At 62.3% G+C, this 20,474-nt stretch carries 19 protein-coding genes; 1 reads left to right on the top strand and 18 read right to left on the bottom strand.

From position 1 onward, the window contains the following. Positions 1 to 76: 76 nt before the first annotated feature. Entirely contained in the window at positions 77 to 574 is a 498-nt protein-coding gene (locus WA904_RS05385) for a rod shape-determining protein (protein ID WP_425196096.1), read from the top strand. Between the two features lie 6 nt (positions 575 to 580). Here the strand turns inward: WA904_RS05385 and WA904_RS05380 are convergent, their stop codons facing one another. From WA904_RS05380 to WA904_RS05295, 18 genes are all read right to left on the bottom strand, one after another. Continuing rightward, entirely contained in the window at positions 581 to 1,486 is a 906-nt protein-coding gene (locus WA904_RS05380; protein WP_425196095.1) for an SDR family oxidoreductase, read from the bottom strand. 3 nt (positions 1,487 to 1,489) lie between these two features. After that, a complete protein-coding gene (locus WA904_RS05375) occupies positions 1,490 to 1,954 on the bottom strand; it encodes a GNAT family N-acetyltransferase (RefSeq protein WP_425196094.1) in 465 nt (154 codons plus the stop codon). After that, on the bottom strand, positions 1,951 to 2,904 hold the full coding sequence (locus tag WA904_RS05370; protein WP_425196093.1) for a glutathione S-transferase family protein: 954 nt from the start codon (positions 2,902 to 2,904) through the stop codon (positions 1,951 to 1,953). The genes WA904_RS05375 and WA904_RS05370 overlap by 4 nt, the downstream gene beginning before the upstream one ends. Before the next feature lie 21 nt (positions 2,905 to 2,925). Then, entirely contained in the window at positions 2,926 to 4,560 is a 1,635-nt protein-coding gene (locus tag WA904_RS05365; RefSeq protein WP_425196092.1) for an isovaleryl-CoA dehydrogenase, read from the bottom strand. Between the two features lie 146 nt (positions 4,561 to 4,706). Beyond that, positions 4,707 to 5,723, bottom strand: a complete 1,017-nt coding sequence (locus tag WA904_RS05360) for an NADP-dependent oxidoreductase (protein WP_425196091.1) — start codon at positions 5,721 to 5,723, stop codon at positions 4,707 to 4,709. Positions 5,724 to 5,807: 84 nt separating this feature from the next. Further along, positions 5,808 to 6,239, bottom strand: a complete 432-nt coding sequence (locus tag WA904_RS05355) for a PaaI family thioesterase (protein ID WP_425196090.1) — start codon at positions 6,237 to 6,239, stop codon at positions 5,808 to 5,810. A 141-nt stretch (positions 6,240 to 6,380) separates the two neighbouring features. Continuing rightward, positions 6,381 to 7,172 carry an SDR family oxidoreductase gene (locus WA904_RS05350; protein ID WP_425196089.1) on the bottom strand — a complete coding sequence of 264 codons (792 nt, stop codon included), beginning with the start codon at positions 7,170 to 7,172 and terminating at the stop codon, positions 6,381 to 6,383. A gap of 97 nt (positions 7,173 to 7,269) precedes the next feature. Continuing rightward, a complete protein-coding gene (locus WA904_RS05345) occupies positions 7,270 to 7,500 on the bottom strand; it encodes a hypothetical protein (protein ID WP_425196088.1) in 231 nt (76 codons plus the stop codon). Beyond that, positions 7,500 to 9,332 (bottom strand): acyl-CoA dehydrogenase, encoded by a 1,833-nt coding sequence (locus WA904_RS05340; RefSeq protein ID WP_425196087.1) that lies wholly within the window; start codon positions 9,330 to 9,332, stop codon positions 7,500 to 7,502. The genes WA904_RS05345 and WA904_RS05340 overlap by 1 nt, the downstream gene beginning before the upstream one ends. Before the next feature lie 20 nt (positions 9,333 to 9,352). Beyond that, complete coding sequence (locus WA904_RS05335) at positions 9,353 to 9,784, bottom strand: PaaI family thioesterase (protein WP_425196086.1); 432 nt, start codon at positions 9,782 to 9,784, stop codon at positions 9,353 to 9,355. A gap of 15 nt (positions 9,785 to 9,799) precedes the next feature. After that, positions 9,800 to 10,975, bottom strand: coding sequence for an acetyl-CoA C-acyltransferase (locus WA904_RS05330; RefSeq protein ID WP_425196085.1), 1,176 nt, complete (start codon positions 10,973 to 10,975; stop codon positions 9,800 to 9,802). A 15-nt stretch (positions 10,976 to 10,990) separates the two neighbouring features. Continuing rightward, on the bottom strand, positions 10,991 to 13,090 hold the full coding sequence (locus tag WA904_RS05325; protein ID WP_425196084.1) for a 3-hydroxyacyl-CoA dehydrogenase NAD-binding domain-containing protein: 2,100 nt from the start codon (positions 13,088 to 13,090) through the stop codon (positions 10,991 to 10,993). 168 nt (positions 13,091 to 13,258) lie between these two features. Then, positions 13,259 to 13,954, bottom strand: a complete 696-nt coding sequence (locus WA904_RS05320) for an ABC transporter ATP-binding protein (RefSeq protein ID WP_425196083.1) — start codon at positions 13,952 to 13,954, stop codon at positions 13,259 to 13,261. A gap of 88 nt (positions 13,955 to 14,042) precedes the next feature. Beyond that, positions 14,043 to 14,828 carry an ABC transporter ATP-binding protein gene (locus WA904_RS05315; RefSeq protein WP_425196082.1) on the bottom strand — a complete coding sequence of 262 codons (786 nt, stop codon included), beginning with the start codon at positions 14,826 to 14,828 and terminating at the stop codon, positions 14,043 to 14,045. Further along, positions 14,825 to 16,135: a branched-chain amino acid ABC transporter permease gene (locus WA904_RS05310; protein ID WP_425196081.1), complete on the bottom strand. Its 1,311-nt coding sequence runs from the start codon at positions 16,133 to 16,135 to the stop codon at positions 14,825 to 14,827. Before WA904_RS05310 ends, WA904_RS05315 begins: the two co-directional genes overlap by 4 nt. A gap of 2 nt (positions 16,136 to 16,137) precedes the next feature. Further along, the gene (locus WA904_RS05305) at positions 16,138 to 17,085 is read right to left on the bottom strand and encodes a branched-chain amino acid ABC transporter permease (RefSeq protein WP_425196080.1); all 948 of its coding nucleotides are present in this window, start codon (positions 17,083 to 17,085) and stop codon (positions 16,138 to 16,140) included. A gap of 106 nt (positions 17,086 to 17,191) precedes the next feature. Further along, a complete protein-coding gene (locus tag WA904_RS05300; RefSeq protein ID WP_425196079.1) occupies positions 17,192 to 18,427 on the bottom strand; it encodes a branched-chain amino acid ABC transporter substrate-binding protein in 1,236 nt (411 codons plus the stop codon). Positions 18,428 to 18,612: 185 nt separating this feature from the next. Further along, on the bottom strand, positions 18,613 to 20,238 hold the full coding sequence (locus WA904_RS05295; protein ID WP_425196078.1) for a 3-(methylthio)propionyl-CoA ligase: 1,626 nt from the start codon (positions 20,236 to 20,238) through the stop codon (positions 18,613 to 18,615). Between the last annotated feature and the right edge of the window lie 236 nt (positions 20,239 to 20,474).

Here is a 20,474-nt window from a genome sequence, read left to right as displayed (position 1 = left end):
AAGTTTTCGCGCAGTGGCGTTCAGGCCGGAAAGAGCGTATGGCTGCGTGCCGGGTTGTGCTTGCTATATTCGGCCCATGTCCAAACTCCTCGACTTCTTCAGCCATCCCCTTTACCTGCGCCTTTCGCCGGAGAGGTTGACGATACGCAATGTCAGGACCGGTGCCTTCATTTCCGAAGTGCCTGAAATCGCCATCCTGCGCGGGCCGAAGAAGGCGCAAATCCTGGGGGTGGGCGTCGAGGCCTCGCTGCACCGGGCCACGCCCTCTGTGGAAGTTCTCAACCCTTTTGCCCATCCCCGCACCATGGTCGGAGACTTCACTGCCGCTGAGCAGGTTGTGAAAGCCTTCATTCGCAAACTGACCGGGTCCAGCTGGTTCGCGACGATGCCGCGCATGGTGTTTCATCCGCTGGGTGATCCGGCCGGCGGCTTCACCCAGGTGGAAATCCGGGCCTTCCGGGAAATGGCACTGGGCGCCGGCGCCTCCGATGTGCTGATGTGGCAAGGCTCTGAACTGACGGACGAGCAGGTGCGCTCCAACCGCCTGCCTTCAACCGGACGCCTGCTGGATTAGATTGGCTCAGGCCTCGCGCAACGCCTTCTTGAGCTCCTCGCCGATCTCCGGCTTGTGCGCAAACGGGTTGGTCGGGTTGCGCGCCTGCAGGATGTCTTCCAGCCGGGTCTGCACCGAGCCGATGGCCTTGGGGTGGCTGTAGATGTAGAACTGGTTGGCGGCAACCGCATCGAACACTTTTTGCGCCACTTCGGCTGCCGTCACCTTGCCCGAGTTCACGGCCTTGTCGCTCATGGCCTGCCCAATCAATTGGCTTTTGGTCGGCTTGGCGGCCGGCAGTTCGTCCGGCCGGTTGCGCTGGCTCTGGCCGATGCCGGTGGGTACAAAGAAGGGGCACAGCACCGAGGCGCTGATCTGGTCGGTCACCAGCGCCAAGTCCTGGTACAGGGTTTCGCTCATGCTGACCACCGCATGTTTGCTGACGTTGTAGATGCCCATGTTGGGCGCGTTCAGCAGGCCTGCCATGCTGGCCGTGTTGACGATGTGGCCCTGCCAGGCCGGGTCTTTTTTGGCGGCTTCGAGCATCATGGGCGTGAACACGCGTACGCCGTGCGCCACGCCCATGAGGTTGACGCCTATGACCCACTCCCAGTCTTTGAGCGTGTTTTCCCAGATCAGACCCCCTGCGCCCACGCCGGCATTGTTGAAGACAAAATGCGGCGCACCGAAACGTGCCAGCACGGCGGCGCCCAGGGCTTCCACCTCGGCGGCTTTGGACACGTCGAGGCGAAAAGCCAGCACCTGCGCACCGGCGGCGGTCATCTCGGCTGCGGCTTTGTCCAGCGCGTCCTGCTGCACATCGGCCAGCACCAGGTTCATGCCGAGCCGGGCACCAATACGCGCGCACTCGAGGCCGAAGCCCGAACCGGCGCCGGTGAGAACGGCGGTTTTGCCTTTGAAATTTTTGATCATGAATTACTCCTGAAATGAAAGAGGACGCAGCATTTCGATGTGGGGAATGCCGTCTTCGATGTAGGGCTCCCCTGCTTTTGCAAATCCATGCTGCACATAAAATTTCTCGAGCCGCGCCTGTGCGCCTATGCGTATGGGCTGCGCACCCCACTGCCCGGACACGCAGGCGATGGCCTGGCGCATGAGCTCGTGGCCCATGCCGCTTCCGCGCAGGATCTGGCGGATGATGACGCGCCCTATGCTGGCTTCCGCAAACTTCACGCCGGCTGAAAAGCAGCGCGCATAAGCCACAAGCTGGCCATCACGCACGCCAAGAACATGCATCGCCTGCTGGTCCGAACCGTCCATGTCCTGGTAGATACCGGCTTGCTCCATCACGAAAACTTCCGAGCGAAGCTGCAGGGCTTCATAGAGTTCAGCGGCGGTCAGCGCCGCAAATGGAACAGACCGCCAGGCGATCCTGCTCATGCCGGGGCGACAGCTTTCAGCACGTAACCGATGCGCGGGAAATGCACGTGCAGCGTGCCGGCGCGCTCGTCCCTGCGGCTCAGGGTGTAGTGCGTGCGTGTCGCGGCAATCAGCTCGCCCTCTGTGGGCTCCGGCCCGAAACTTTCTGCCGTGACCGTGACGCGGCTGCCCAGCGGAATGCCGTGTTCGTCCTGAAAGGTGCTGTCGCGCAGCAGGCCGTGGCCCACCACCATCGGTTCTGCTTCAGCAGCAACGGCGATGGCCCCGGCAGCATCGAATTTTTCCATGCTGCCGTGGCCGATGGCGTTCATGCGGTCCATCCACTCGAGCACGGCGGGGGTGAGCTGCAGGATGTCGGCCACCACCGGTGTGCGCACGCGTGTGAACCACAGCGGGTGGTAGGCGGAAAAGTCGGCAATGCACGGCACCTGGCCGAGCAAAAAGGGCTGGTCGTCGAGCATGTCCGACAGGCGCCGCAGGTAAGACTTGTAGGCCGCGGCGGCGTCGGCCGGGCGCAGGCGCACCATGCCGGCACTCATGGCTTTGCGGTCTTCGCCAAACGCCAGGGCCGCTTCGGGCGGCCCGCCGGCAAACATGTGGGCTGCTCCCTTGGGCCCAAGGTTGTGCGCCATGGCCGCCCAGAACAGCGTGCTGTCGGCCCACTGTGCCAGGGTACGCGCCAGGCCCTTGCCTGGCTCGGGGTAGATGGAGGGCGTGGGTTGCAGGTGTTCGAGCACGTCGGAGATCAGCGCGCTGTCGCAAAAAATGTCGGCACCGACCTGCATGAACGGTGTCTTGCGGTAACCGCCGGTAAGAGCCACCACGTCGGGCTTGGGCATGAGGGCTGGAATGACGACCGACTTCCAGGCGAGCTGCTTGTAGCCCAGGATCAGCCGGATCTTTTCCGAGAAAGGTGAATTCGGGTAGTGATGAAGAATCAGGTCGGCCATGGGGGTTCTTTCGAGTTGGTGTTATCGAGGCATGGCGCGGGTGATCAGGGCATCAAAATCCACGCCCGCCCCAAGGGTGCCGAAAGCCTGGCCCCAGTTGCCGGCCAGGCGGGAATCACAGAAAGCGCTGAACACGGCGGCCGGTGCGCTTTGGTAAAGCAGCGCAGCCTGCACGGCGAGGGCCACGTCCTGCGCGAGCCGGCGTGCCTCCATTTCAGTCGCCATTTCTTCCACGCGGGTCGGCAAGGCGGCAGCGAGGCGGTCCAGCGCAGGATGGGCGCCTTTGGCCGGTGCCAGTTCCCGCGCTAGCGCGGCGCCTGCATCGGCCTTGCGCAGCGCACGCAGCAGGTCCAGCGCCATGATGTTGCCGGCGCCTTCCCAGATGGAGTTGAGCGGCATCTCGCGGTAGATGCGGGCCATGATGCCTTCGCCGCCCTCTTCCACATATCCGTTGCCGCCCAGGCATTCCATGGCCTCCTGGGCGAAGTGGCTGCCGCGTTTGCAGATCCAGAACTTGGCCACTGGCGTGAGCAGGCGCGCCATGGCCTGCTCATGCGGGTCGGTGCTGTGGTCAAAGGCGCGCGCCAGGCGGATGGACAGCGCGGTGGCGGCTTCGGATTCGAGTGCCAGGTCAGCCAGCACATTGCGCATCAGGGGCTGGTGTATCAGCGGTTTGCCGAAAGCCTGGCGCTGGGCGCAGTGATTCAGGGCAATGCTCAGGGCCTGGCGCATGAGGCCGCTGGTACCGAGGGCGCAGTCCAGCCGGGTCATGGTGCCCATCTCGAGGATTTGCGGCACGCCGCGGCCTTCCTCGCCGACCAGCCAGGCGGTGGCGTTGTCGAATTCGACCTCGGAACTGGCGTTGGCCTTGTTGCCCAGTTTGTCTTTCAGGCGCTGGATGCGGATCGCGTTGAGGCCGCCGTCAGGCAACACGCGCGGAATAAAGAAGCAGCTGAGTCCGGCCGGTGCCTGCGCCAGCACCAGGAAAGCGTCGCACATGGGCGCCGAGAAAAACCATTTGTGGCCGGTCAGACGGTAGCGCTGGCCCCAGGCGTCGCTGCCGTCCGCCGCGGCCTGTGTCGTGTTGGCGCGCACGTCGGACCCGCCCTGCTTTTCGGTCATGCCCATGCCCATGGTCACACCGGTTTTTTCCGAGAACAGCTTGAGTGCCGGATCGTAGGCACGGCTGGTGAGCCTGGGTGCCCAGTCGGCGTGGATGGCGGCGTTGTCGCGCAGCGCCGGCGTGACCGCGTAGGTCATGGAGATCGGGCAAAGGATGGATGGCTCGAGCTCGGTGAATAGCATGAATCCGGCGGCTCTGAGCACGTGTGGAGAGGAGCCCTCGCCGTTCCACGGCGTCCCGTGCAGTCCGGCCCTGGTCGCAGCATCCATGAGCACGTGATAACTCGGATGAAACTCCACTTGATCCACCCGGCGGCCGAAGCGGTCATGGCTGTGCAGTTGCGGCGTGTGGGTGTTGGCCAGACGCGCGTGGGTTTGCATGTCCGTGCTGCCTAGGCTTGCACCCAGCGCACTGAGGTCCTTCGTGGCCAGCTTGGGCGCGTTGAATTTCAGCGCATCACGCAGGCCGCGGTTGGTGTCGAACAGGTTGTAGTCGGCCAGAGGGTCTGGCTGGTTGAAGACTTCATGGGTCATATTCGCATCTCCTTTGGGCCCGCGCTGGAGGCGTAGCGAGCGGCTATCAGGCTAGGCGGACGGCGCGGAGAAACCGGAGCGTACTTCAGGTACGTGAGGATTTCGAGCACCGCCCAACAACGCATGATGGCCGCGCAGTAGCCGACTCAGATCAGTTTGACCAGTTGTTTGCCGAAGTTTCTTCCTTTGAGCAAACCCAGGAAAGCTTCCGGGGCAGCGGCGATACCCTGCGCAATCGTTTCGCGCGGCTTGAGCTTGCCGGTGCCGACCAGCGTGCCCAGTTCCTTCAGGGCCTCGGGCCAGACTTCCATGTGCTCGCTGACGATGAAGCCTTCGATTTTCAGGCGATTGGTCAGGATCAGCTGCGGGTAAGTCAGGGGCAGCGGCTGACCGTCATAACCGGCAATCATGCCGCACAGGGCAATGCGGCCGAAGGCGTTCATACGGGTCAACACGGCGTCCAGAATCATGCCGCCGACGTTTTCGAAGTAGCCGTCAATACCGTCCGGGCAGGCCTCCTTGAGCGCCTTGGACAGCGAGGCAGCGTCCTTGTGCTGCTTGTAGTCGATGCAGGCGTCAAAACCGAGCTCCTCGACCGCGTATTTGCATTTGTCGGGGCCACCCGCAATACCGACGGCGCGGCAGCCGCGCGCCTTGGCCAGCGCACCGAAGGCACTGCCCACCGCACCGGTGGCGGCGCTGATCACCACCGTCTGGCCGGCTTTGGGCTCGATGATTTTCACCAGGCCGTACCAGGCGGTGACGCCCGGCATGCCGACTGCGCCCAGGTAGTGCGACAGCGGCACATGGGTGGTGTCCACCTTGCGCAGTGCGCCGGGCTGGTTCGCATCCACCACGCTGTATTCCTGCCAGCCGCCCATGCCGACCACCTTGTCACCGACGGCGAACTTGGGGTTTTTCGACTCGACCACTTCGCCGGCCGTGCCGCCACCCATGACCTGGCCGAGCGCCTGCGGCTGGGCATAACTCTTGGCGTCGTTCATGCGGCCGCGCATGTAGGGGTCCAGGCTCATGAAGTGGTGGCGCACCAGCACCTGGCCATCTTGCAGCGCCGGGGTGTCGCTGCTGACGAGCTTGAAGTTGCTGGCGACGGCTTCGCCGGTGGGACGGTTGTCGAGAAGGATTTGCTGGTTCTTTGGCATGGAAGTCTCCTGATTTGCTATTGATTTGGGAGCTGCTTGCGCCCGTGGAATAAGGGCTGGAGCATGATTTTGTTTAAAGAATATCTAATCCGTCGAGATGACGGTGTTGAGGGGATTCACATCTTTCGGCCCAACCGGCAGGCGCTTGACGTATTTGAAGGTGCCGGTGGCATGGGCACAGGCGCGGCCTTCTTCATCGTAAATCGTGGCTTCGGTAAAAGCCATGGTGGCAGTGCGGTGCATGAGCCGGCCCTTGCCGCTGAGCTTGCCACGCGCCGGCTGCATGAAGCTGGTTTTCATCTCGATGGTGACCACGCCCATGTCCGGCAGCACACTGCGCGCCGCCGTCGCCATGGTCACGTCAAGCAGGGTCATCAGCGCCCCGCCGTGTGTCACATGAAAGGAGTTGAGGTGCTCGGGCATGGGCAGATAGTCGATCTGCGAATGCCCGCCCTCGAACAGCATCAGCTCGAAGCCGAGGTGATGAACGAAAGGAATCTCGACGCCGAAGTTCATATGTGTCCTGATATTGGTCCCGTGGGCGTAGCGAGCAGGCGTCAGGCGAGGCGGACGGAGCGCAGGAACCGGAACGTACTCAGGTACGTGAGGATTCCGAGCACCGCCCAACGAAGCATCACGCCTGCGCAGTAGCCCACACTAGCCACCGGTTACTGCGGAGACACCGCCATCTACAGCCATCCACTGCGCGGTGATGTGTTTGCCGGCGTCCGAGGCATACAGCACACACAGGCCCTTGAGGTCTTCGTCGTCGCCGAGGCGCTTCAGCGGCGCGTGGGCGGCGAGTTTTTCCTCGCCCAGTGCCTTGAGGGTGCCGACGGTCATCTTGCTCGGGAAGAAACCCGGGCAGATGGCGTTGACGGTGATGTTGTACTTGCCCCATTCGCAGCCCAGCGCACGAGTGAAGTTGATGACCGCGCCCTTGGACGTGTTGTAGGCCACGGTGGTCATCTCCGGCGGGTTGCCGCCCAGGCCGGCGATGGACGCGACGTTGATGATGCGGCCGGAACGGCGCGCGATCATGCTGTGTTTGGCGATGTGCTGGCTCAGGATGAAGTAGCCGCGGATGTTCAGGTTCATGACCTTGTCCCAGGCCTCGACCGGGTGGTCTTCGGCGGGCGCGCCCCAGGCGGCACCGGCGTTGTTGACCAGGATGTCCACATGGCCGAAACGCTTGATGGTTTCATCGGCGAGCGCGCGGATGTCCGCTTCTTTCGAGCAGTCGGCGGCGATCCAGTCCACCGCGATGCCGGCGGCCTTCAGCGTGGCGGCAGACTCCTCGAGGTCTTCGGCCTTGCGCGAACTCAGCATGATTTGGGCGCCGGCTTCGCCGAGTGCCTGCGCCAGCTGCAGGCCCAGGCCGCGCGAGCCGCCGGTGACCAGCGCGGTCTTGCCGGTGAGGTCGAACAGCTGCTGGATGGTACGGGTCATGGTCGGGCTCCTTGTTGTGGGGAAAAGATGGAAAAGAGTGTCGCGCAATGCAAGCCTTCCGGCTGTCGCGCGGTAGACGGCCGGGAGCGGAAAGGGGTCAATCGCCGGGAGTCAGGCGGGAGCGGACATAGATCAGCGAAAAGCCGATGGCTGCCACAATGCCGCCGCCCACCACCATGGACCAGCCGAGTGGGTCGTGGGTGCGCTGCACCGACAGGCCCAGCACCAGCGTGAGCAGCCCGCCATAAATGAGGACCCAGATCAGCGTCTGCAGGCGGGCAATCGACTTGTTCGACGTGGTGCCCCCCGATTCCTTGAAAAACCCCATCAGAAAGCCTCCTCCGGCAAGTCGGCACAGGTCAGGTCGCGGCTTGCAACCACCTGGAGCCAGGCGTCGATTTTAGGCAATTCGTAGTGATAAAAGTAACGCAATGCGCCCAGTTTACCTGCCGTAACAGCTATCGATTTTGTAGCATCTGCCTTTAGGGCGGCCAGCGCCACGTCGAGCCAGATCCAGGCCAGCACGGTGTGGCCGAAGCCCTGCATGTAGGGCACGGCGTTGGCCAGTGCATCGGCTGGGTTGCCGGTGGCCCAGGCCGCTTTGGTGGTCGCGCCCACCTGCTGCAGTGCTTGGCCCAGTGCGTTGGCATGGGCGGCGAGTTCGGGCACCTGGATGGCCCGCGCGATGGTTGCGTTGATGCGCGCAGCCAGCAGCTGCAGGCCCTTGCCGCCTTCCATCAGCACCTTGCGGCCCAGCAGGTCGGTGGCCTGGATGCCGTGGGTGCCCTCGTGGATCATGTTCAGGCGGTTGTCGCGCCAGTACTGCTCCACCGGAAAGTCGCGTGTGTAACCGTAACCGCCGTGGATCTGGATGGCCAATGAGTTGGCTTCCAGGCACCACTCGCTGGGCCAGCTTTTTGCAATCGGCGTGAGTACTTCCAGCAGAAGCCGCGCCTCATCGGCGGCCTGGGCTTCGGCGGTGTGCTGCTCATCCACCAGTCGGGCGCAGTACAGCTCCAGTGCCAGCGCACCTTCGCAATAGGCCTTCTGCGCGAGCAGCATGCGTTTGACGTCGGCGTGTTCGATGATGCGCACCTGGGGCTGGGCCGAGTCCTTGCCTGCGGGGCCGACCGGCCTGCCCTGCGGCCGGTTTTTTGCGTAGTCGAGCGAGGCGTAGTAACCGGCCATGCCCAGCATGACGGCAGCGGTGCCGACGCCTATGCGCGCCTCGTTCATCATGTGGAACATGCAACGCAGGCCTTCATGCGGCTTGCCGACCAGGTAGCCGACCGCACCGGCCTCCCCGCCCACCGGGTATTTGCCTTCGCCGAAATTGAGTAGCGTGTTGGTGGTGCCGCGCCAACCGAGCTTGTGGTTCAGGCCGGCCAGGGCCACATCGTTGCGCTCGCCGGTGAGCTGGCCGTCGGCACCCAGCATCTTCTTGGGCACGATGAACAGCGAGATGCCGCGTGTGCCGGCAATCAGCTTGCCGTCCGGCCCGGGGATCTTGGCCAGCACCAGGTGGATGATGTTCTCGGTCAGCTCGTGCTCGCCGGCCGAGATCCACATCTTGTTGCCCTTGAGGCGGTAACGCGGCCCGAGCGGCTCTGCCTCGAAATCGGCGCCATCTGGAACGGCGCGTGTCGTGATGTCGCTCAGCGAGGAGCCGGCCTGCGGCTCGCTCAGACACATGGTGCCGGAAAAGCGCCCGGCGAACTCGTTGCGCGCGAACACTTCTTTCTGCGCCTCGGTGCCGTGCACCAGCAGCAGGTTGGCATTACCTTTGGTCAGCAGGCTGGAGCCCATGCTGACCGAAGCCATGGCAAAAAAGCAGTTGGCCGCCGCCTCGATGGTGTAAGGCAACTGCATGCCGCCCTCTTCGTAGTCCTGCGCCGCGCTGAGCATGCCCGAGCCGGCATAGGCTTTGTGCGCCTCGTGCGTGGCTTGCGGCAGGATGACTTTCTCGCCGTCGAACTGCGGCTCCTGCGTATCGACCAGCCGGTTGAAAGGCGCGTATTTTTCGCGCGCGATGCGCTCGCAGGTGTCGAACACCGCGTCGAAAGTTTCGCGCGAATGGTCTGCAAAACGCTCGCGCTGGTTCAGCGACTCGGCGTCCAGCCACTGGTAGAGCAGGAAATCAAGGGTGGGTCTCAGGCTCATGGTGATCCGATCTGGAGGGGTCAGGTGGCGCTGGTTTTGCCTGGCAGGCGTGCAATCGTGCCCTGGGCCACGGCGCAGAGTTTTTCCTGGCCATCGACCAGGACAAACACGTCGCAACGGCAAACCGCCTGCGATTTGCCGGCGTGTATGGCTTCGGCGCGCGCAATCAGGCGTTCACCGACCGCGGGCCGCACGTAATTGATCTTGAATTCGGAGGTGACGACGGCCCAGTCCAGCGCCGTACCGCCGGCGTAGGTCAAGGCGTTGTCGGCCGCGTAACTGACCACGCCGCCATGCACAAAGCCGTTTTGCTGGAGGATTTCGGGTGTGACGGGCACGTGCAGTTCGCACTGTCCGACGGACAGGGCATGGAGCTCGGCGCCTATCAGCACGCTGAAAGGCTGAAGGGCCAGAAACGCCTGCCCTTTCTGAAGGAGCAGGGTTTCATCCATGTGCGTGAACGCCTGTTACAGGACTTCGAAAATGCCGGCCGCGCCCATGCCACCGCCAATACACATGGTCACGCAGACACGTTTGGCGCCGCGGCGCTTGCCTTCGATCAGGGCGTGGCCTGTCAGGCGCTGGCCGCTGACGCCGTAGGGGTGGCCGACCGCAATCGCGCCGCCATTGACGTTGAGCTTGTCCATCGGAATGCCCAGCTTGTCGCGGCAGTAAATCACCTGCACGGCGAAGGCTTCGTTGAGTTCCCACAGGTCGATATCGCTGACCTTCAGGCCCAGGCGCGCCAGCACCTTGGGGATGGCGAAGACGGGGCCGATACCCATTTCGTCAGGCTCGCAACCCGCCACCGCAAAGCCGAGGAAGCGGCCCAGCGGCTTCAGGCCCTTTTTCTCGGCCACTGTTTCGTTCATCACCACAACAGCGCCGCCGCCGTCGGAGAACTGGCTGGCATTGCCGGCCGAAATCACGCCGCCGGAAATGGCGGGCTTGATGCCACTGATGCCTTCCTTCGTTGTGCCCTCGCGAATGCCTTCGTCCTTGCTGACCGTGACCTGTTTGGTGGTCAGGCCCATGACGGGATCGGCCACACCCATGGTGACGGTGATGGGGGCAATTTCGGCGTCGAACAGGCCGGCAGCCAGGGCGGCCGTGGCCTTCTGCTGGCTGGCGGCACCGTATTCGTCCATCTGCTCACGCGAGATGCCGTAACGCTTGGCGACCTGCTCCGCGGTTTGCAGCATGTTCCAGTAGATCTCGGGCTTGTTCTTGACCAGCCAGGAGTCGGCCAGCATGTGGGTGTTCATTTCCTGCTGCACGCAGGAAATGCTTTCTACGCCGCCGGCCACATAGATATCGGCTTCGCCAGCGATGATGCGCTGGGCTGCCATGGCGATGGTCTGCAGTCCGGACGAGCAGAAACGGTTGACCGTCATGCCCGACACGGTGATGGGGCAGCCGGCGCGCAGCGCGATCTGGCGTGCGATGTTGGCGCCGGTCGCGCCTTCGGGGTTGGCGCAGCCCATGATCACGTCCTCAACCTCGCCCGCCTCGATGCCGGCGCGTTTGATCGCGTGTTCAACCGCGTGGCCACCGAGGGTGGCGCCGTGGGTCATGTTGAAAGAGCCCTTCCAGCTTTTGGCCAGGGGGGTGCGGGCGGTGGAAACGATTACAGCTGAAGTCATGTGAATCTCCGGAAATTAATTGAACGTCTTGCCTTCGGCAGCCAGCTTGGCCAGCAGGGGCGCCGGTTGCCAGAATTTGGCGTCGTCCAGCGGATTCTGGGCAAAACGCTTCATGCTCTGCACCACGTTGAACAGGCCCACCTGGTCGGCGTAGTTCATGGGGCCGCCGCGGTAGATCGGGAAGCCATAACCCATGAGGTAGACCATGTCGATGTCGCTGGCCCGGGAGGCAATGCCCTCTTCCAGAATATGGGCTGCCTCGTTGACGAGGGCATAGACCAGGCGCTGGACGATTTCTTCGTCGGAGATCTTGCGGGGTGTGATGCCCAGCGAGGCGCGGTGGTCTTCAATCATCTTGACCACTTCGGCGTTCGGAATGGCGTCGCGTTTTCCGGGCACGTAGTCGTACCAGCCCGCGCCGGTTTTCTGGCCAAAGCGGCCCTTCTCGCACAGCAGATCGGCGGTCTTGCTGTACTTCATATCCGGCTTTTCCTGGTAGCGGCGCTTGCGGATGGCCCAGCCGATGTCGTTGCCGGCCAGGTCGCCCATGCGGAAGGGGCCCATGGCCATGCCGAACTTCTCCATCGCCTTGTCGACCTGCGCGGGCGTGCAGCCTTCGTCGAGCAGGAAACCGCCCTGGCGGCCGTATTGCTCGATCATGCGGTTGCCGATGAAGCCGTCGCACACGCCGGACACCACTGCGGTTTTCTTGATCTTCTTGCTGACGGCCATCACCGTGGCCAACACGTCCTTGGCGGTTTTTTCACCGCGCACCACTTCGAGCAGTTTCATCACGTTGGCCGGGCTGAAGAAATGCATGCCCACCACGTCCTGCGGGCGCTTGGTGAACGAGGCGATCTTGTTGACATCCAGCGTGGAAGTGTTGGAGGCCAGGATGGCGCCGGGCTTCATCACACGGTCGAGTTCCTTGAACACTTTTTCCTTGACGCCCATTTCCTCGAACACGGCCTCGATGACCAGGTCGGCGTCTTTCAGGTCGTCGTAGCTCAGCGTGGTGCTGAGCAGGCCCATGCGCTGGTCGTATTTGTCCTGCTTGAGCTTGCCCTTCTTGAGCTGGGCTTCGTAGTTCTTGCGGATGGTGGCAATGCCTTTGTCCAGCGCTTCCTGCTTCATCTCCAGCATCTTGACGGGGATGCCAGCGTTCAGGAAGTTCATGGCAATGCCGCCGCCCATGGTGCCGGCGCCAATGACTGCAATGGACTTGATCTCGCGCTTGGGCGTGTCTTCCGGCACGTCGGGAATCTTGGAGGCAGCACGCTCGGCCGCAAAAATGTGGCGCAGCGCCTTGCTTTCCGGGGTCCACATCAGGTTGATGAAGATCTCGCGCTCGAAGGCCATGCCGTCATCGAATTTCTTCTTGGTCGCAGCTTCAACCGCATCCACGCACTTGGCCGGCGCGGGAAAGTTTTTGGCCATGCCCTTGACCATGTTGCGTGCAAACTGGAAGTAGGCGTCGCCGTTGGGGTGCTTGCAAGGCATGTTGCGCACCAGCGGCAAGGGGCGCGTGTCGGACACGGCCTGGGCAAAGGCCAGCGCTTCCTGGGCCAGTGATTCTGCGGATGCCGCCATCTTGTCGAACAGCTTCTGGCCGGGGATCTGGGCCAGCAACTCACTCTTGACCGGCTCGCCGCTGACGATCATGTTCAGCGCAGGCTCTACACCCAGGGCACGCGGCAGGCGCTGCGTGCCGCCGGCGCCGGGGATCAGGCCCAGCTTGACTTCAGGCAGGGCCACGTTGCAGCCTGGGGCAGCGATGCGGTAATGGCAGCCCAGTGAGAGTTCCAGCCCGCCGCCCATGCAGACAGAGTGAACCGCAGCCACCACCGGTTTGGACGAGTTCTCCACCGCAAGGATGACGCTCAGCAGGTTGGGCTCGGCGAGCGCTTTGGGCGAGCCGAATTCCTTGATGTCGGCGCCGCCGGAGAAGGCCTTGCCGGCACCGGTGATGACGATCGATTTGACAGCCGCATCGGCATTGGCTTTTTGCAGGCCGTCAGTGATGCCCAAGCGGGTGGCGTGACCCAGGCCGTTGACCGGCGGGTTGTCCAGGGTGATCACTGCGACGCTGCCGTGAACTTCATATTTGGCTGTCATTTGTTTTCCTTTGTTGGGTATGACCCGGCCATCTGCCTGGCCGGGACGGAATCTTCAGACGGTCAGCACCCAAAAATAGTACGACCGTTCTTTTTGTCATTGTAGAGGGCTTATGTTGCAGTGCAACCCTGGGCCCTGCCCGCCTTGTCCCAGCCGTGACAAGAAGCGTCAGACTTCCAGCCACTCCTTGCGGATGTAGGTGTCGGCGCGCAGGCTGTCCGGCGTGCCCTGGAACACGATACTCCCATGGCCCATGACCAGCGCCCGGTCGGAAATAGCCATGGCAATGGTCAGTTTCTGCTCGATCAGCAGCACCGAGATGCCCTTGGCCTTCAGGGTCTGCAGGTACTGGCCCACCAGCTCGACAATTTTCGGGGCCAGGCCCTCAGTCGGCTCGTCGATGATGATCAGGTCGGGGTCGCCCATCAGCGTACGGCACAAGGTCAGCATCTGCTGCTCGCCGCCCGACAGCACGCCCGCTTCGGTGTGCTGGCGCTCCCTGAGACGCGGGAACATCTGGTACATGTCCTCGAATGACCAGCGGCTACCCTTGCCCTTGCCTTTCTGGCCCAGCATCAGGTTCTGGTGCACTGTGAGGGTCGGGAAAATATCGCGGTTTTCCGGCACGTAGCCAATGCCCAGGTGCGCCACTTCGTAGGCCTTGTGGCCGACGATTTGCCGGCCTTTCCATTGAATGTCGCCTTCGCATTCAACGAGCCCCATGATGGCCTTGGCCGTGGTGGAGCGGCCGGAACCGTTGCGGCCCAGCAGGGCCACAATTTCACCGGGCTGCACATCAAAGTGGACGCCGTGCAGCACATGGCTCTTGCCGTAGTAGGCGTGGAGGTTTTCTATTTTCAGCATGAAAGACTCCGACGCGCCGGCCCTGGGCAACCTTTGGACCCCGCGGGGGGAAGCGTAGTACACGAAGTGACAAGCGTGGAGGTCATGTTCAGTGCCCTCCCGCCTGGGTATCCGCCACATGCGATCCCAGGTAGGCTTCCTGCACGCGCGGGTTGGCGCGTACCGCATCCGGCGTATCGAATGCCAGAACCTCCCCGTACACCACGACGGCGATCCTGTCGGCCAGGCCGAACACCACGCCCATGTCGTGCTCCACGGTCAGCAGAGTCTTGCCCACAGTCACTTCCTTGATCAGGCTGATGAAACGGCTGGTCTCGCTGCGGCTCATGCCGGCCGTCGGCTCGTCGAGCAGGATCACGCCGGCGCCGCCCGCGATAGTGATGCCGATTTCCAGCGCTCGTTGCTCTGCGTAGGTCAGGTTGATGGCCAGAACGTCACGCTTCTTGTCGAGCTTGATCATCTTCATGAGCTCATCGGCGCGGTCGTTGGCGTCGTCCAGTCCGGCGAGGAACTTGAAGCAGGTGTACTTGTAGCCCAGGCTCCACAACACACCGCAGCGCAGGTTCTCGAACACACTGAGCTTGGGGAAAATGTTGGTGATCTGGAAGCTGCGCGAAAGGCCCAGACGGTTGATCTCGAACGGGCGCAGTCCATTGATGCGTTGGCCCTGCAGCAGCACGTCGCCGCTGGTGGGCTCGAAGCGCCCGCTGATCAGGTTGAATAGCGTGGATTTTCCGGCGCCGTTGGGGCCGATGATGGCCACACGTTCGCTCGGGCGCACCGCCAGATCCACGCCACGGATGATCTCGGTCTTGCCGAAGCTCTTGCGCAGGTTTTTGAGTTCCAGTGCGTAACTGGCATCGGCGACGGTCATGGGGCCTCCCGGCGCTTGATTTCTTTTTCGATGTATTCCTGGATCACACTCCACTCCTTCAGGAACTGGCGGCGGGTGATTTCAAACAGGAACAGTCCGGTGGCCATGACAAAGCCGGCGCCAAACCAGCTGTTGATGCTCTTGGCGTTCAGGGTGGCACCCAGGAATTGCAGGTTGGAGCCCAGCACCTCGTTAAGCTGCAGGTGGTAGACCATCTCGATCATCGTCGCGGCCCCGGCCAGGGCAATCAGCGCCGTGACTGCCAGGGCCAGGTAGCTGACCCACAGCTGTTTGAGTTTGCCGAAGGCCGCCACACGCAGGTTCATCATGATCAGGCTGGCCACACCGCCGGGGGCGTACATCACCATGAACAGGAACACCAGCCCGAGGTAGAGCAGCCAGGCCTTGGTGAATTCAGACAGCAGCACAAAAGCCAGCACCATCAGGATGGCGCCAATGATGGGGCCAAAGAAAAAAGTGGCACCACCGAGGAAGGTGAACAGCAGGTAGGCGCCCGAACGCGGCCCACCCACCACTTCGGAGGTGACGATCTCGAAGTTCAAGGCCGCCAGCCCGCCCGAGACACCGGCAAAAAAGGCGGCGATGACAAAGGCGAAGTAGCGCACTTTTTGCGTGTCGTAGCCTACAAACTCCACCCGTTCCGGGTTGTCGCGCACCGCATTGAGCATGCGGCCAAGCGGCGTGCGCGTGAAGGCGTACATCAGCGCTGTGCAGACAAAGGTGTAGATGGCGATCAGGTAGTACAACTGGATCTGTGGACCAAAGGTGATGCCCAGGGCCTTGGCGATGCCGCCCGCCTCGGCACCCGTTACCCGGTTACCCGAGACGCCACCTTCGCCCCCGAAGAACTCAGGAAACATCAGCGAACTGGCCCAGACCAGTTCACCAATGCCCAGCGTGATCATGGCGAACGGGGTTGCCGCCTTTTTGGTCGTGACCCAGCCCAGCACCAGTGCGAACGCGACCGATGACAGGCCGCCCACGATTGGAATCAGGCTGACCGGAATCGGCAGACTTCCCTTGCTGACCATGTTGAGCGTATGGATCGCCAGGAATGAGCCCAGGCCCGAGTACACGGCGTGACCGAAGCTGAGCATGCCGCCCTGCCCCAGCAGGATGTTGTAGGACAGGCAGACGATGATGGCGATGCCCATCTGGCTGAGCATGGTATGCGACAGGCCGCTGGTGAACACCGCTGGCGCCAGCAGCAAAACCAGTGCAAACAGGCTCCACACGACCCAGCGGCCAACGTTGAAGGGTTTGAATTCGTAAAAGTTTTTGGACATGTTCAGCCCTCCCGTGTGCCCAGAAGCCCTTTGGGCCTGAATATCAGGATCAACACCAGGAACAGGTAAGGAAGGATGGGCGCCACCTGACTGACCTTGAGTTTCCACAACGCATAGCCAAAGGTCTGTGGCGAAATTTCCATGCCAAGCATGCGCGCGCCACCCAGCACCGATGCATCGACGCCTACAGCAAAGGTCTGGATCACTCCGATCAGGATGGACGCGAGGAATGCGCCCGACAGCGAGCCCATGCCACCCACCACCACCACCACAAAAATGACCGAGCCCACCGTGGCGGCCATACCGGGTTCGGTCACGAAAGCATTGCCGCCGATGACGCCGGCCAGACCTGCCAGCGCGGCCCCACCGCCAAACACCAGCATGAAGACGCGGGGAACGTTATGCCCCAGGGCCTCAGCGGTCTCGGGGTGGGTCAGCGCGGCCTGGATGACCAGACCGATCCGGGTGCGGGTCAGCAGCAGCCAGATGGCGACCAGCATCAGCAGGGCCACAAACATCATGAAACCGCGGTACATCGGGAACTGGGTGCCGAACATCGTGAACAGCGGGCCGTCCAGTGCGGCAGGAACCCGGTAGTCAACAGAACTCGTGCCCCATATCAGCTGGACCATTTCAAGAATGATGAAGCTCAGGCCAAAGGTGATCAGCAGCTCGGGCACATGGCCGAATTTGTGAACCCGGCGCAGGCAATATTTTTCGAACGCGGCACCCAGCAGGCCCACGATGATCGGGGCGACGAAAAGCGCGGGCCAGTAGCCCACAAGTTGGGTGGTGGCGAACGCGAAGTAGGCTCCCAGCATGTAGAAGCTGGCGTGGGCGAAGTTCAGCACGCCCATCATGCTGAAGATCAGTGTGAGGCCCGAACTCAACATGAACAGCAGCAAGCCGTAGCTGAACCCGTTCAGTAATGAAATGGTGAAAAACTCCATGCTGGATCCGCGTTAGAGGTGACTGGGGAGGAGCGGTGCAGGAACAAAAAGGCCGGGATCGCGACTGCCATCCCGGCCCAGGAGTCCGGTGTATCGAAGCGCTGGATCAGCCCGGACGCTTCATCTGGCAGCTGGTGGGTGTGCTGGCGACGTAGGGCTCCATCTGCTTGATGGGAACGAAACCGTAGCCCGTATTTTCGACGCTGTAGGGGTATTTCTTGTCAGCCTTCTGCCACTTGGTCACGAACATGGACTGCTGCAGCTGGTGGTCGGCCGCGCGCATGGTCACGTCACCCGCAAAGCTCTTGACCGTCAGGCCTTCCATCGCCTTGGCCACGGCCACCGGATCGGTCGACTTGGCCTTGGCCATGGCCCCACTCAGCAGGTTGATGCCGTTGTAGGTGGCAAAGGTGTAGTAGTCGTCATTGAACTTCTTCTTGAAGTCAGCAGCCAGCTGACCCAGTTCGCCCGACGGGTTGGCGTGGCCGTAGGCGATCACATAAACCTCGCTGTCGCCGCCAGCTGCCAAGGCCGTGGGCGTACCGGTCACGCCGGCATAGTAGGTATACATCGGCACCTTGAGGCCGGCGTCATTGATGGCCTTGACCAGCAAGGTCAGGTCAGCACCCCAGTTGCCGGTGACGATGGTGTCGGCGCCCGACTGCTTGATCTTGGCGACGTAGGGAGCAAAGTCCTTCACCTGGCCAATCGGGTGCAGGTCTTCGCCCACGATTTGCACGTCAGGACGCTTGCGGGCGATGCCTTCCTTGAAGTACCTGGCGACCTGCTGGCCGTGCGAGTAGTTCTGGTTGAGGAGGAAAACCTTCTTGACCTTGGGCTGGTCTTTCATGAAGCTGGTCAGGGCTTCCATTTTCATCGTGGTGTCGGCGTCGAGGCGGAAATGCCAGTAGTCGCACTTCTCGTTGGTCAGTGCGGGGTCCACAGCGGCATAGTTGAGGTACACCACCTCCTTGCCGGGGTTGCGTGCATTGTGCTTGGCCACGGCGTCCAGAATGGCGGCCGCAGCGCCCGAGCCGTTGCCCTGCGTCACGTAGCGGATGCCCTGGTCGATGGCGGCCTTGAGGGTGTTCAGGCTTTCCTGTGGGGAGCCCTTGTTGTCAAAGCCAACAATCTCGAATTTGACGCCGGCGGGGTTCTTGGCACCGCCCAGGCGGTCGGCCGCAAATTGCCAGCTCTTGAGCTGGTTCTGACCCACGTTCGCAAACGGACCCGACAGCGGGTCCATGAAGGCGATCTTGACGGTTTCGCCTTTTTGAGCAAATGAGGCGCCAGCCACCACCATCATGGCGGTGACGGCAACGGCTTTGATTTTAAATTTCATGGTTGTCTCCTAGGGTTGACTGACAGGGGGCAGGTTACGGTCTTTTGTGCAGTGCAGCGATCAGGGATTGCCCCTAATGGCCGGCTTTTCTATCACTCAGGCGACAACTACTCTTGGCGCAGTTCCGCATTGCAGATGCGGCCGGGCCGCTGACCACAATGGCCCATGCCTTGCCTCCATCGGGATCATGCGGGCAATTTGTAGTCCTTGAGCTGTTCGCGCAGACGGGTCTTGAGCATTTTTCCGGTGGCACCCAGCGGGATGGCATCGACAAACACCACGTCGTCAGGAATCTGCCACTTGGCGGTCTTGCCTTCGTAGAACTTGAGCAGTTCTTCACGCGTGACCTCCGCGCCCGGCTTTTTGACCACGGCGATGATGGGCCGCTCGTCCCACTTGGGATGCCGGACACCGATACAGGCGGCCATGGCCACGGCCGGGTGGGCGACCGCAATGTTTTCGATGTCGATGGAGCTGATCCATTCGCCGCCGGACTTGATCACGTCCTTGCTGCGGTCGGTGATCTGCATGTAGCCATCGGGGTCGATGGTGGCCACGTCGCCGGTCGGAAACCAGCCGTCCACCAGCGGGTTGCCACCCTCGCCTTTGAAGTACTCAGCGACGATCCACGGGCCCTTCACATGCAGGTCGCCGAAGGCCTTGCCGTCCCAGACGATTTCCTTGCCCTCGGGGTCGACAATTTTCATGTCCACGCCGTAGATGGCCCGCCCCTGCTTCAGGCGAATCTTCATCTGCTCGTCTTTCGACATGTCCAGGTGTTTGTTTTTCAGGGTACACAGCGTGCCCAGCGGCGACATCTCGGTCATGCCCCAGGCGTGCAGCACCTCGACGCCGTAGTCTTCCTGGAAGGCGTGGATCATCGCGGGCGGGCAAGCCGAGCCGCCAATGACCGTGCGCTTGAGCGTCGAAAACTTCAGGCCGGCGGGCTTCATGTGGCCCAGCATCATCTGCCAGACGGTGGGCACGCCGGCGGCGTAGGACACCTTCTCGGCTTCGATCAGTTCATAAATCGACTTGCCATCGAGCGCCGGGCCGGGAAACACCAGCTTGGCGCCGGTCAGCGCGGCCGAATACGGAATGCCCCAGGCGTTGACATGGAACATGGGGACCACGGGCAGGATGGAATCGCGTGCGCTCAGGCACATCACGTCCGGCAAGGCCGCCGCATAGGCATGCAGGATGGTCGAGCGGTGGCTGTATAGCGCAGCCTTGGGATTGCCCGTGGTGCCGCTGGTGTAACACATGCTCGACGCCGAGTTTTCGTCAAAGCTGGGCCAGACGTAGTCGGGCGAGTGCGGGGCAATCCAGGCCTCGTAGCTGCTCAGATTGGGAATGCCGCTGTCCGCAGGCAGCTTGTCCGCGTCACACAGCGCGATGTAATGCTTGATGGTGTTGCATTTCGCATGGAAGGCCTGGACCAGCGGCAGGAAGGACATGTCGAAAAACAGCACCTGGTCTTCGGCGTGGTTGGCAATCCAGGACACCAGGTCCGGATGCAGGCGCGGATTCAGCGTGTGTAATACGCGGCCGGACCCGCTGACGCCGAAATACAGCTCCAGGTGCCGGTAGCCGTTCCAGGCCAGGGTGGCAATACGGTCGCTGAACTGCAGCTTGAGCGCATCCAGTGCCCTGGCCACCTGACGCGAGCGGCGCGCCACGTCCCGGTAGGTATAGCGGTGAATATCGCCCTCCACGCGGCGCGAAACAATTTCTGCATCCCCGTGGTGGCGCTCGGCAAAATCAATCAGCGATGAAATCAGCAACGGCTGGTTTTGCATCAAACCCAACATGGCTTTGTCTCCTTTTTGCCCGGTAAAAATTCTGTTCAATCCGGCTGTGCCGGCAAGGGCATGGTAACGCCCGCAAGGTGAGGCACCGGAAATTTCCGCAGTCTTCAGGCCGGCGACACCACGGCGAACTATGGACCGGTTCCCCACCGGCGGGCAAGGGTTGTCGTTGCTACGACAGTTTGTAGGTACAAACCCGGAACCGGCGAAAAAAAACGCGGCACAGGCGAGGACAATGG

The organism is Polaromonas sp., assembly GCF_049790275.1.
In the GTDB taxonomy this organism is placed as follows: domain Bacteria; phylum Pseudomonadota; class Gammaproteobacteria; order Burkholderiales; family Burkholderiaceae_C; genus Polaromonas.
The sequence above is the reverse complement of the archived record's forward strand: the minus strand, read 5'-3'. Positions and strand labels throughout refer to the sequence as shown.